The sequence below is a fragment of the Photobacterium sp. R1 genome (genome assembly GCF_054600795.1).
The window spans coordinates 410,183-423,386 of the sequence record NZ_BAAHZP010000001.1 but is presented as its reverse complement, the minus strand read 5'-3'; the positions used below and the strand labels follow the sequence as shown (position 1 = coordinate 423,386).

General features: G+C 52.3%; 11 protein-coding genes and 1 pseudogene. 3 read left to right on the top strand and 9 right to left on the bottom strand.

The features are described from left to right. Positions 1 to 4: 4 nt before the first annotated feature. From ACYP03_RS02035 to ACYP03_RS02010, 6 genes and pseudogenes are all read right to left on the bottom strand, one after another. Positions 5 to 2,319: pseudogene (locus ACYP03_RS02035) on the bottom strand (FdhF/YdeP family oxidoreductase). A gap of 348 nt (positions 2,320 to 2,667) precedes the next feature. Next, the gene (gene moaE / locus ACYP03_RS02030) at positions 2,668 to 3,150 is read right to left on the bottom strand and encodes a molybdopterin synthase catalytic subunit MoaE (protein WP_459778295.1); all 483 of its coding nucleotides are present in this window, start codon (positions 3,148 to 3,150) and stop codon (positions 2,668 to 2,670) included. 1 nt (position 3,151) lies between these two features. Continuing rightward, positions 3,152 to 3,412, bottom strand: a complete 261-nt coding sequence (gene moaD / locus ACYP03_RS02025) for a molybdopterin synthase sulfur carrier subunit (protein WP_459778294.1) — start codon at positions 3,410 to 3,412, stop codon at positions 3,152 to 3,154. A gap of 30 nt (positions 3,413 to 3,442) precedes the next feature. Continuing rightward, entirely contained in the window at positions 3,443 to 3,961 is a 519-nt protein-coding gene (moaB, locus tag ACYP03_RS02020) for a molybdenum cofactor biosynthesis protein B (RefSeq protein ID WP_459778293.1), read from the bottom strand. Positions 3,962 to 3,973: 12 nt separating this feature from the next. Then, positions 3,974 to 4,978 (bottom strand): GTP 3',8-cyclase MoaA, encoded by a 1,005-nt coding sequence (moaA, locus tag ACYP03_RS02015; protein WP_459778414.1) that lies wholly within the window; start codon positions 4,976 to 4,978, stop codon positions 3,974 to 3,976. A gap of 195 nt (positions 4,979 to 5,173) precedes the next feature. Continuing rightward, positions 5,174 to 5,359, bottom strand: a complete 186-nt coding sequence (locus tag ACYP03_RS02010) for a DUF2474 domain-containing protein (RefSeq protein WP_248139503.1) — start codon at positions 5,357 to 5,359, stop codon at positions 5,174 to 5,176. A gap of 548 nt (positions 5,360 to 5,907) precedes the next feature. Here ACYP03_RS02010 and ACYP03_RS02005 point away from each other — a divergent pair. Then, positions 5,908 to 7,782 carry a monovalent cation:proton antiporter-2 (CPA2) family protein gene (locus ACYP03_RS02005; RefSeq protein ID WP_248139502.1) on the top strand — a complete coding sequence of 625 codons (1,875 nt, stop codon included), beginning with the start codon at positions 5,908 to 5,910 and terminating at the stop codon, positions 7,780 to 7,782. Between the two features lie 92 nt (positions 7,783 to 7,874). Here the strand turns inward: ACYP03_RS02005 and ACYP03_RS02000 are convergent, their stop codons facing one another. Then, entirely contained in the window at positions 7,875 to 8,687 is an 813-nt protein-coding gene (locus ACYP03_RS02000; protein ID WP_459778292.1) for an alpha/beta fold hydrolase, read from the bottom strand. A gap of 402 nt (positions 8,688 to 9,089) precedes the next feature. On the opposite strand from ACYP03_RS02000, the gene ACYP03_RS01995 reads away from it, so the two are divergent. Beyond that, on the top strand, positions 9,090 to 10,073 hold the full coding sequence (locus ACYP03_RS01995) for an LLM class flavin-dependent oxidoreductase (RefSeq protein WP_248139498.1): 984 nt from the start codon (positions 9,090 to 9,092) through the stop codon (positions 10,071 to 10,073). 79 nt (positions 10,074 to 10,152) lie between these two features. Here ACYP03_RS01995 and ACYP03_RS01990 read toward each other — a convergent pair whose 3' ends face one another. Beyond that, positions 10,153 to 11,073, bottom strand: a complete 921-nt coding sequence (locus ACYP03_RS01990) for a DMT family transporter (protein WP_248139496.1) — start codon at positions 11,071 to 11,073, stop codon at positions 10,153 to 10,155. A gap of 93 nt (positions 11,074 to 11,166) precedes the next feature. Here ACYP03_RS01990 and ACYP03_RS01985 point away from each other — a divergent pair, with 93 nt between their 5' ends. Beyond that, the gene (locus tag ACYP03_RS01985) at positions 11,167 to 12,099 is read left to right on the top strand and encodes a LysR family transcriptional regulator (protein ID WP_459778291.1); all 933 of its coding nucleotides are present in this window, start codon (positions 11,167 to 11,169) and stop codon (positions 12,097 to 12,099) included. Between the two features lie 125 nt (positions 12,100 to 12,224). On the opposite strand, the gene ACYP03_RS01980 is transcribed toward ACYP03_RS01985, so the two are convergent. After that, on the bottom strand, positions 12,225 to 13,190 hold the full coding sequence (locus tag ACYP03_RS01980) for an NAD-dependent epimerase/dehydratase family protein (RefSeq protein ID WP_459778290.1): 966 nt from the start codon (positions 13,188 to 13,190) through the stop codon (positions 12,225 to 12,227). Positions 13,191 to 13,204 lie beyond the last annotated feature (14 nt).

The window sequence follows — 13,204 nt, the reverse complement described above, 5'->3', positions numbered from 1 at the left end:
GGATTCACGTGCCAGCTTTGCCCCCGCTCCGCTGGCACGTGCTCGATGATGAGGACTCAGCTTTCCGCACTCTGACCGGCACAGACTTGTACGACGGCGTGCCGCACTCTTCGTCGATATAGTCCAATGGCACCAGTCTGTTGGCTTCCGGGTAATACGCAGCTACCGATCCGGCAGCAATTTGATATTCGATGGCAGTCAGCCCCTGATAAACCATCGGTTCACCCTGTGTGATGGTTGCAAGATCGACAGTATCACCATGTGACAGCCCGCGACTGGCCAGATCGTCCGGGTGCATGAAGAGCACATCGCGGCGGCCGAATACCCCACGGTACCGGTCATCCAGCGAGTAAATTGTGGTGTTGTACTGATCATGACTTCGGATGGTGATGAGCCGCAGGACATCGCTTGTTTTGACCTGTTTGTCTTCCAGCAATCCCGCAAAAACATAAAACTCTGCTTTGCCTGACGGTGTGTTCCAGATGCGCTCGGTCGGCGGCAATGGCAGCCTGAAACCGCCCGGTTGACGGATTCGTTCATTGAAGTTCTCAAACCCCGGCACGGTTTGTTCAATGAGATCACGGATCTGGTTATAGTCCGCAGTCAGCGACTGCCACGGGACTTTGCTGTCCGGCAGCGTTGCCTGAGCCATCCCCGCAACAATCGCGATTTCAGAGCGAAGCTGTTCCGAGGCTGGCTTTAGCTTGCCCGCAGATGCATGAACCATCGACATCGAATCTTCCACCGTGACAGACTGCGGGCCGCTTTCCTGTTCATCCAGCTCAGTCCGGCCCAGACAGGGAAACAGAAAAGTTTCTTTCCCCACCAGCAAGTGGGTCCGGTTCAGTTTGGTCCCGATATGCACACAGAGTTCCATGTTGCCCATGGCGGGAAAACATTGCGCCGGATCCGGTAAGGCAACGATCAGGTTTCCTCCCAGACAAATCAAAACTTTCGAAGATTGCGCCACGATAGCCTGCATGGCCTGTACTGCGTCATGACCCTGTGCCGTTGGCGGCTTAAATCCAAAGGTGTGTTCAAGGCGTTGTAAGAATTCAGCAGAAGGCTTTTCCGTAATCCCCACCGTCCGGTTCCCCTGCACATTGGAGTGTCCGCGCAGCGGGCAAATCCCAGCGCCCGGTTTGCCAAAATTGCCCCGAAGCATCAGCAGATCACAAATCAGCCGGACATTGGCAGTCCCCGTATTATGTTGTGTCACTCCCATGCCGTAACTGACAATGGTCGCATTGGATTTGGCATAAGTCGCTGCAACCATTTCTAAATCGTCACGGGCAAGTCCGCTGATCGTTTCTATTTCTGTCCATGCTGTCGTCTTCAGATCCTCAGCCAGCACATCAAACCCGTTGGTATGCTGCTGAATAAAGTCTTTATCCAGCACATCCCCAGAATCGGCTTCCATCTCCAGCAAGGCTTTCATGATACCTTTGAGCGCCGCCGCATCGCCTCCGGCCCGCACCTGAAAGTAAGACGATGCAATCCGCGTTGAACGGTAGGTTGCCATTTCCACCATATTCTGGGGGTCGGCAAACCGTTCCAGCGCCCGTTCTCTGAGCGGGTTGAAAACAATAATCGGTACCCCCGGCGCGAAGCCTCATGCAGGGTTCCCATCATTCTCGGGTGATTGGTCCCGGGATTATGTCCGATGGCAATAATCAGCTCACAGTCATCGAAATCAGCCAGTGACACCGTGCCCTTCCCGATACCGATAGAACGCGGCAGTCCGACACTCGTCGGTTCATGGCACATATTGGAACAGTCCGGGAAATTATTGGTCCCGTATTCCCGGGCAAACAGCTGATAGAGATATGCTGCCTCATTCGAGGCCCGGCCAGAGCTGTAAAACTCAACTTGCTGTGGCAACAGTTGGCGCAAAATCTCACCGATGCGTTCAAAAGCGGTTTCCCATGCCACCGGCTGATACGTATCCGTCGAGGGATCATAAGCAAGCGGATGGGTCAGCCGCCCCAGATCTTCCAGTTCAAAGTCGCTGTAGGCCAGTAAGGTCGACACCGTATGACTGGCGAAATACTCAGGGGCGACCCGTTTGTTGGTGGCTTCCCAGGTCACGGCTTTGGCGCCGTTTTCACAAAACTGAAAGGTGGATTTGTGTTCCTTGTCCGGCCACGCGCATCCCGGACAGTCAAAGCCATCCGGCTGATTCGTGCGCAGCAGCGTGATGGGCGCTTTCACGGTATCCATCTGCTGTCTCACAGCTATCGCCGTGGCTTTCAGTGCCCCCCATCCGCCAGCCGGTGCTTTATAGTTTTTCACACCCGGGACTTTCCGTTGTTTGACCATGTATTCTCCTTAACCCGCCAGCGAATACTTCGAAAAACGACGGGTGAATAAGAAACCGGCTCGCCAGAAGACGAACCTCACGATGAAGATGTTTATTGGGTATAGGTACGGTGCTGTCTGACGTCAAGGCTGTGCGCCCGGCCGGACATACACTCTAACGCAGAAATCAAGCAGACACGGCTGGGCCAGATGGGTGAGTCCGGCATAGGTAAATAAAAAAGGGTGAATAAAATAAGGGCGAATGAAAAAAGGGAGAACGAAAAAAATCGGCGCCTGTCAGTGCAGACAAGGCGCCGGGAAAATGATGTGCGTATTTTCCAAAAAGTGAGAGAGCGGAAGGTAACTGAGTCAGTTTCTTTTACAGTGCGATTCGCTGGCCGATGTCCAGCGTGCGGCGGCCTGATGATCACTGTCGCGGGCATCAACCCAGCGATCGCCAGCCGGCGTCGATTCCCGTTTCCAGAAAGGAGCCCGGGTTTTCAGATAATCCATGATGAATTCTGCAGCGGCAAAGGCGTTCCCGCGATGCGCACTGCTTACACCAACCAGGACGATGTTTTCGCCTGCGCCGAGCTTTCCAATGCGATGGGCGATAGTGATACGGTTCAGTGCCCAACGCTGCCGGGCTTGCCCGGCAATCTGCTGCAATGCTTTTTCCGTCATGCCGGGGTAATGTTCCAGCGTCAGCGAACTGACTGAATCGCCCAGATTCAGATGTCGGACTTTGCCAAGGAAAGTGACAACGGCACCATCCTGATCATCAGCGGCCAGCCAGTCATGTTCTGTCCGGATATCAAAAGCTTCCGGACAGACCCGAATTCGGTTTAACATCTCAGCCTCCGGTCACCGGCGGAAATAAAGCCACTTCATCCCCGGATTTCAGCGGATGATCGAACGGTACCATCGTCTGGTTTACTGCCGCCAGCAGCTTGCCTTTCTCCAGCGCCAGCGCCCAGCGGTCGCCTCGTTCAGCAAGCGCAGCCCTCAGTTGTTCGACACTGTCGTAGTGAGCATCCAACTGCAGCGCATCACATCCGGTCAGTTCCCGGACCTGCGCAAAAAAAAAACGTGAATCATCATCTCTCCAAATCACACAATGGCCTGAAGGGTATCCGTGGTTTCATCATTCCACCGACTTCAGATGCGGGACAAACTGGCAGGGACGCGTCCGGGCATCCAATTGCGGGGCAATCAGCTCTTCCCATGCCAGACGACAGGCACCGGTTGAGCCCGGCACGGCAAAAATCAGTGTCCCGTTCGCCATGCCAGCCAGCGCGCGGGACTGTAACGTACTGGTACCGATGTCGTCCCAGGACAGGCGACGAAACGCTTCCCCGAACCCCGCAATGTCCCGGTCAAACAATGGTTGCAGCGCTTCCGGCGTCGAATTTTTTGCGTTGAATCCAGTGCCGCCATTCACCAGCACCACTTGCACCGAATTGCCTGCAATCCAACGCGACACGATTTCACGAATCGCATATTTGTTATCCGGGACGATGTGCGATTCAACCACCTGATGTCCGGCTTCACGACTGACCAGCCGGAAATAATCGCCGGACGTGTCATTGCGGGCATCCCGGTGATCGGACACCGTCAGTACAGCCACACTGACCGGCATGAATGAAGAATCAGTTTTGCCCATGGTTGCCTCCTGTCAGCCACCGATAAACGATAAGTTCTGCGTGATCCCTGTATTCCCCTGATGTAAAAAGTGCGTTTGTTTTTTCTGTCCGAGACTATCGGCGATACGTGCCTGTAACTCAGGCAACTGATCATCAGACGCCAGTAAATCGCGAAGCGGGACGCCGTGATCGCCAAACAGACACAAGTGCAGCTGACCAACGGCCGAAACCCGAAGACGGTTGCAGTTGGCGCAAAAATTAGTGTCATAAGGCATGATCAGGCCGATCTCTCCGGCATAATCCGGATGTGAGAAAACCTGTGCCGGGCCATCGCTGCGGCCACGCGGCTGCAACTGCCATCCCATCTCGGTGAGCTGGCGGCGAATGACGTCCCCGGAAATATGATGCCTGCGAAACAGATCGCCGCCATCCCCGGTTTCCATCAGCTCAATAAAGCGTAACTGAATCGGACGGGGACGAATCCACGCTAAAAATGTCTTCAGCTGATGGTGATTGATATCCCGCATCAGCACAGTATTCACTTTGACCTTTTCAAACCCGGCATCAAAGGCTGCATCAATTCCGGCCATGACCTGATGAAATTTGTCCTGTCCGGTGATCGCATAAAACTGGCGTGCGTCGAGACTATCGAGGCTGACGTTGACCGATGTCAGACCCGCTTTTCGCCAGGCCGCAACATCCCGGGCCATCCGGTAACCATTGGTCGTCATCGCCAGTTGCCGGACAGATTCGTTTTCACGGACCGCGGCGATAATGTCGATAAAATCGCGGCGCAACGACGGTTCGCCGCCGGTCAGACGAACTTTATCTGTCCCGGCCATGGCAAATGCCCGGGTCACCCGGCGGATTTCATCCAGTGTCAGAAAGCTTTTATTCTTGACGTGACCGGGCCGGTAACCCTCCGGCAAACAATAAGTGCACCGAAAATTACACACATCCGTCACGGACAAGCGCAGATAATAAAATTGGCGCTGCCATGTATCTTCAAACTGTGCCACCGGCACGATTTGATCCAGTGTCTGAAATAAATGAGGCGCAGTCACGGCCCCCTCCTTTTCCCTTTTCCCTTTTCCCTTTTCTGGGATGCTGAAAAGAGTGAACAGGCGGAATGGAAGAAATCAAGATATGGATAATATCCTTTCCATCGAAAACACTATCGATATCCTGATTCCGGCGGGTTGCAAATCAGGGCTGAATTCAGCACAGAGTCATCAATGCATTTTCATGCCGGCAGCCATCATGAATATCCGGATCAAACTGGCAATTAAGGCCAGAGCCAGCACACTGCCCGCCCACAGGTAAGCCATCCAGAACCAGCGTTTCCAGCCATGTTCTGTTGAATGGGGGGTATTTTTTATCTCTTCAGAATGTTCGGTATGAACCACTGATAGTTTCATCTCAGTTACTCCTTTCATCAAAAACTGATGAAATATTGATTGAAAACAAGATCAGATATTATCGATTTATTTATCATTTTAAAGACCCGGATTATCGCGTCAAATCACTGTTATAGATGGGTTCATAGACCACATTGATGAAGCAATGAATATCCCTGAATTCATTTCTGTTTCTTCGGTGAACAGCAGCCATTGCCCAGAAAATTATTTCCAGAGAAATGATTTTGCGCCTCCTCCCCGCTTGCAGGTAATCCTCACCGAAGCTCAAACCCCGAACGCTACACCCCGAGCCCAACTCCCCGAACCCGACTTCCCAAACCAAGCCGCCAGTTTTGCCTGAAATTGATTTTCTGCGCTCAACACCGGACAGATGAAATCAGTTGCGAAAAAGCCCCCGGAACCCGTAGCCCCTTGAGAAAAAAAGGCTTAAATTATCTGCTCTACACTCAAAAGACGTGCTTGTCTGTGACGCCGCTGAATCATCGGGCAAGCATAGCTTTCGACTCGTACACTGAATTGCTGACACCGCTGCTGTTCAAGGAAAAAACATGACGGAATACCTTATCTATGCCTTTATTTATCTGATTGCTGCCGTCATTGCTGTGCCGCTTGCACAGCGTTTTGGGTTAGGTTCTGTGCTCGGCTACCTGATCGCCGGTATCGTGATTGGCCCCGTGGTTGGTCTTGTCGGCGAAGAAACCACAACCATTCAGCATTTTGCCGAGTTCGGGGTCGTGATCATGCTGTTTCTGGTCGGTCTGGAGCTGGAGCCCAGATCGCTCTGGGCCATGCGCCACCGATTAGTCGGACTCGGCGGATTGCAAATCGGTCTGACTGCCCTCGCCTTTACCAGCTTTGGTATCCTGATTCACCTGCCCTGGACACTGGCGCTGGCGATCGGGCTGATCCTTGCGATGTCATCCACCGCTATCGTCCTGCAAACCTTCAATGAAAAAGGACTCGGTAAAACGGAAGGCGGTAAAAATGCCTTTTCTGTCCTGCTGTTCCAGGATATTGCCGTCATCCCGCTACTGGCGCTGCTGCCCTTACTGGCATTGCCGGAACTGATTGAACAGGCGCAGGCTGCAACCGCTGCCGCCGCAGAGCATCATGAAGAACTGAGTCTTGTCGCGGGCCTGCCCGGCTGGGCTTATGGTCTGGTGATTACCGCTTCTATCGCCTTTGTGGTGATCGGCGGTCATTATCTCAGCAGACCCTTGTTCCGGTTTGTGGCAAGTTCAGGCTTACGTGAGATTTTCACGGCCACGGCTCTGATGCTGGTTTTAGGTGTCGCAATTTTGATGAGTCTTGTGGGACTCTCTCCGGCACTGGGCACCTTTCTGGCGGGCGTGGTCCTGGCCAACAGTGAATTCCGGCATGAGCTCGAATCCAATATTGACCCGTTCAAAGGTCTGCTGCTGGGTTTGTTTTTCATTACAGTCGGCGCCGGGATCAACTTTGACATCCTGTTCAGCAAATTCTTCACAGTCATTGGACTGACGCTGGGGGTTATCGCTTTAAAAGCCTTTGTGCTGTATATGCTGGCTTTCATCTTCCGCATCCGGAACAGCAACCGCTGGCTGTTTACTCTGAGTCTGGCGCAGGCCGGTGAATTCGGCTTTGTGCTGATCAGTTTTACCGTGCAGAACCATGTACTGCCCCCCGGACTGGCTCAGATTCTGTCGCTGGTAGTCGCTCTGTCAATGATGCTGACACCGGGACTGTTTATTCTGTTCGACAAAGTGATTCTGCCCCGCTTTGAACAGTCCTCGAATGAACGGGAAGCGGACAACATCGATGAACAAGGCACCGTCATCATCGCAGGGATTGGCCGTTTCGGCCAAATTATCAACCGCCTGCTGATTGCCAATGGGGTCAAAACTGTGGTGCTGGATCACCAGTCATCCATTATCGACACCATGCGAAGAATCAATACCAAAGCCTATTTCGGCGATGCCACCCGTCACGACCTGCTTCACACCGCCGGGATCGAGCAGGCCGCCATGGTAGTCATTGCGATGGACAATCCGGAAAGCAGCATCAATCTGGTGAAATACATCAAACACAGTTACCCCAGAGTCAAAGTGCTGGCCCGGGCCTATGACCGGGGACACATGTATCGTCTCCGTCAGGCCGGTGCCGATGTGATTGAAGCCGAAACGTATCATTCCGCACTGGAAATCGGCGGTGCAGCCCTGAGGGAACTGGGTTATCCGCCCCGGCTGGCACAACAACAGAAGCTGGCTTATAAACGGGTAACGGAAGAGCTGTCTGCCAGCCTGTATGAAGCATGGCTGGGCGAATCGGGCGGCGGTGAGCGGTTCGACAATAACTACCTCAAACTCTTCCTGCAATTTGAAGATCGAATCAAAGAAGAGATGGCGTTTGAGCGTTCGAATCATGAATCAAATCATGAGTCTTAATTACACTGATGCTTATTTTGGCCTGAATAATCCATTTTAAAACCAAACTTCTGCATATCCAGTATATGCAGAAGTTACCCTTTCATGTTGAATCAGTCGGCTATGTTTCGGTGTAAATAACTAGAAATTTCATGTGACCAAGCTGATGGATTTTCAAGCTGAACCGCATGACCACTCTCTACTTCACCGTATTCACAATCTTTAATTCGGCTCACAACATCCTGAACCATATTTGCAGGAATCAGCGTATCGTGAGACATCCCCATCACCAGCGTTCTTGCATGAATATTTTCCAGATAATGACGAATATCAATATTCATTCCCAGTTCAATTCTGAGATTGGTATTCATGGCACTTTCACGATGACATATCTTCTCAATCATCTCTTTCCCCAGTCGGGAAAGAAATGCCGGGCTCAGGACATGGCTCAGCGCAAAAGACATCGACAGCTTAGTGTTGGATTCCTCTAACGCCTTCCACGTACCAAAAATCAGCTGATGCCGGGGATCATCTGAATCACACCATGGTGAGCTGAGAATCAGTCGATTCACATATGCCGGGTGTCGGCCAGCGAGTGCCGCTGCAACCACCGCACCCAGAGAGTGCCCAACGAGATCAACCTGACTGACGCCGTAATCATCTAAAATCGCAACGACCTGATCGACTAATGTTTCTACCGTGATGCCGCCACAAGGAAGTGTGGAGTCACCACAGCCAGCATAATCCGGAATAATGACTTTCCGGTTCAGACTGAACCGGGGATGAATCTGGCCAAAGCTGGACTCACCGTCGCTGTTTGTGCCATGCAAGAAAACCAGCGGGGTCAGCACATCTTTTTTCTTTTCCTCAGGCAAATAGACTGTATACGAAACTCTTGAATGAGATAACTTGACTGTTCTTTTCATGAACCTTCCTGATCATACTTTGTCATTTGCCTGTCTCCACTGGTTTAATATGAGCATTCATTTCAGTCATTCACGCGATTTACCACATCCAATCAACAGTGGTGATTGAAATGAAACACATGGATAAGCCATGAATTTCCATTGGATTCAAAATTATCGGCTACATCGCTGAATGGAATAACCTGATTGAATTGGCCAGCACTATAGAAACATTCCTTCTCGCAATCAACCTTTTAAAAACAATAGGTTAAATATCAATAACAGATTTCTTGTTGCACGGAAAACATTCCGCCTGTAAGTGCATCCCCTATTTCAAACCAAGCATTTTTCTGTCCGTTTACCCGGTTCAAATAAACGGGCATAGTCTGACATTCATGCATCATTAATCTGAAAGAAGGGTCCATGACACTACCGCCACGCTCAATCCTGGATTTAGCGCCTGTTGTTGAAGGCGCCGATTTCTCAACAACTTATGCGCGTTCCGTCTCTTTAGCGCAGCATGCCGAAAAGTGGGGCTACAAACGGTTCTGGCTGGCTGAACATCACAACATGCCAGACATCGCAAGTGCTGCAACATCGGTGTTGATCAGCCATATTGGTGCCAAAACTTCGTCAATTCGGCTGGGTTCCGGTGGGATCATGTTGCCCAACCATGCGCCACTGGTGATTGCCGAACAATTCGGTACGCTGGAAGCCCTGTATCCGGGCCGGATTGATCTGGGGCTGGGCCGTGCGCCGGGTACTGACTATCCCACCATGCATGCTCTGAGACGTGACCCGGAACACATGGATCCGAACTTTGATGAACTGTTAGAAGAACTGCAATTTTTCATGGGTCCGGTCTCGCCCAACCAACCGGTAAAAGCTTGTCCCGGCTCCAATGCCGAAGTACCGATCTGGCTGCTGGGCTCCAGCACTTACAGCGCCCGTCTGGCCGGCATCAAAGGGCTGCCATTTGCTTTCGCCTCACACTTTGCGCCGGATGCAATGATGAGCGCGATCCAAATCTATCGCGATCATTTCCAGCCCTCCGAACAGCTGTCGCAACCTTATGTGATGATTGGAGTGAACGTGATTGTGGCAGACACCGATGAGGAAGCACAGTATCTGGGGACCACCGAGAAGCAAAAATTCCTCAATATGATCCGCGGCGTTCAGGGCAAGATCCCGCCGCCGGTCTGGAGCATGGAATCCCTGTGGCTGCCCCATGAGAAACTGCAGATTGAAAACCAGTTGCGGGAGTCGATCCACGGTGATCCCGAAACCGTTCGCAGTCGTCTGATGGATCTGGTCGAGCGCACACAAGCTGATGAGATTATGGCGAATGCCCTGATCTTTGATCAGGAGAAAAAGCTACGATCGTATGAGTTGCTGGCGGAGCTTTGAATTTTCCCCCCACCTGATCCAGTGCTCCCGCAATCGCGGGAGCACTTGTTGAAAGAAATGAAGACAGAAACGATCGGACTCAGGCCACGCGAGCGGCTTTCCGGAACGTCAGCAGCCTTGGCAGCAGCAGGCCAAGAATCACGACGGCAATCCCGATCAGTTGCAATGGTGTCACCGGCTGCCCCATCAGAAAAGCTGTAAAGACCGCAAAGACAGGTACAAAGTTGAAGAACAGCGCTGCCGTTGGGGAACCCAGGACCCGGACACCATTCAGCCACAACAAATATCCGGCCACTGTACCGAAGACACCAATGTAAACGACTTCCGTCATGCCAACAGAAGTGCTGCTGAAAAACTCTGCAAACGGACGGACTTCCGGGGTCGCCAGACACATCAGCCCAATCACAGTGGCACCACTGATCATCCCGACGAATGTGTAGGGGATGACAGGCATCCAGCGGCTGATTCCCTGACTGCAGTAGGTGTAAAAACTCCACGCAAACATGCCGCAGAAAATCATCTTATCGCCCTGATTGAATTGCATATTGAACAGCGCATCCAGATGACCATTGGTGATCACCACCAGGACGCCGGACAAACTCACCACAAGGCTGAGACATTGCAGAAGAGTTGGCAACGTGCGCATCGCCACACAGGCAATGAGTGCCGTCATCAACGGGCTCAGCGCCATAATCAGCGAACCGTTGGTTGCCGCCGTATGTTCAAGACCGGTAAACAGGCCGAGATTCAGGCCCCCCACCCCGACTGCGCTCACGGCAATCACCCAGACCCATTGTTTTGCGGTTAATTTAAACCGTTCAGAACCCATGACCAGAATATAAAGCGCCAGACAGGCCGCCGCGATGGTGAATCGCCAGAAAACCAGGGTCAGCGCATGCACTTCATTCAGAGCGTGTTTACCAATCGGAAAGCAGCTGCCCCAAAAAAAGCTGCAGATAATGAGCAGGACAACCGCTTTCATTGTTGAAGATGAGTTCATCGTTTCTCCAGATGACTTGTCAGAAGATAATCGATAGTCTATTAGTTTCAGTATATGGATAAACAGGCAAAATTAAGACAGTAAATCTCAAAAATGAAATCTAACTACTCTCTCGACGATCTGCGCTGTTTTTGTTCAGTTGCCAGACTGGGCAGTTTCAAACTGGCCGCAGAAAACCTCGGCATGCCATTGTCCACCCTCAGCCGGCGTATCCGTCAGCTGGAGACCGATCTTCAGTTGCGGCTGTTGAACCGGGATGCCCACCGTGTCTCACTGACCCACACCGGCCAGCAGTATTTTGAACGCTCAAGCACCTTATTTGATGAGCTGAGTGATATCGGGGAAGATCTGCACCGGGATAAGCATGAACCCAAAGGGAAAATTCGCATCAGTGCTCCCATTAATGCCGGGTCACAGTTTCTGCGCGACATCTTTTTAGAATTTTTACAGCAGTATCCGGAGATCCAGCTTGATCTGCAGTTTTCAAATACCCTGATCGACATTGAAGCGCAGGCCATGGACGTTGTGTTCCGGGTTGGCACCCCAGTGGTCGAAAACTGGATTGCCCGGCCTCTGAAAGATATCCATTTTATTGTCTGTGCGCACCCGGATTATCCGGTACAGGCCATCACGCACCCTGACATGCTCGGCGAACATCCTTCCATTCTCTGCCATCCGATGAACATCTGGCAGCTGGCGCACCTGAAAAACGGGCAGACGTTTGACCACCAGCCTGCCAAAGCCATTCGTATGGAAGTTGATGAAATTCGGATGCTGACCCACGCCATTCAGGCGGGTCTGGGCATCGGCTACATTCCCGATTATTACGCCCTGCCCATGATTGAACAGGGCGAACTCAGCCGTGTACTGCCCGACTGGCGCAGCAAACCCCGGACTTTATTTATGCTGTACCGAGACCGGGATCATCTGCCGATGCGGGTGCGGTTATTTGTCGCTTTCGTGATGGCACGGTTCGGGCAGACGGGCAAGGCGCAGCAGCCGGATAAGCAGGCCATACACGAGTGAACCCAATCAGCTCAGATGCATTGTCCTGTGCAACTTCAACCCATTCCGGATTCAGCACAAGACGATGCTTCGTGCATTTCTCCACCGTATCCCCTTTATGGAGGCAATCACCAGCCGCGCACGGTTCACGCATGGCCCGTGCCTTTCTGCTGCGTGTCTTTTTGCTGCGTGCTTTCCTGCAGAATAGTCGTCAGTCCTTCGCGGAAAGTCGTGACCTGAAACTCAGGAAAACGAGCCTTGAATTTGTCTGAAATAAAGATGTTGTCCTCGCCATAGCGGGGCAAAAGCTCGGCCGCATCCCGCACGGTACGGTTGAACAATCCCACCAGCCTGAGCTGCCAGTGTTTCACCACGTTGTAACGTCCTTCCACACCCATGATGTCCGCAGCAAGCGCAATGAACTGACGGTAAGTCAGACGGTTGTCGTCACAGGGTAAGTGCCAGGTCTGCTGGTAAGCATCCGGCGTATTGCCGAGTAGCGCCATTGCACGACTGGCATCCGGCGTGTAAATCAGGCTGCGCAGCGTATCGTCGCGCAGGAACACCCGGGCCTTCTGCCCCTGCTTCAGCGGACTGAGGATTGTCGAATTGGTAATGCTCTGCGTCTTACCCGGACCGTAAAATTCAGGCGCCCTGCAAATCATGGCTTCCACCCGGCCTTGCGCAATGGCGTCATTCAGTTCCGTGGCTATTAATGCCCGTACCTGACCTTTTTGACCATCCGGCTGAAATTCGGTCGCTTCTGTTTGCGGTGCACTGCTCTGCGGGTACATATAGGTATTATCAAAAAATACCAGTTTCGCTCCCTGCTGCGCACACGCCTCAATAACGTTCCGCATCAGAACCGGCCATTGCGTGATCCAGCGCTGTGTATCCATCGGCAACCCGGCAGTCAGATACACAATGTCTGAACCTTCAACCGCCCGTTGTGCAGCTTTCGGATCAAGCAAGTCGGCACTCAGCAACTGATCGGTCTGATTCACCGGTTGCGGGTTCCGGCTGACCAGCCGGATATCCGGGGTAAAATCCTGCTTCAGACCCACTGCCAGTTCTCGGCCGATCTGGCCGTTTGCCCCTAATATCGTTTGCATACCTTCGTACTCCT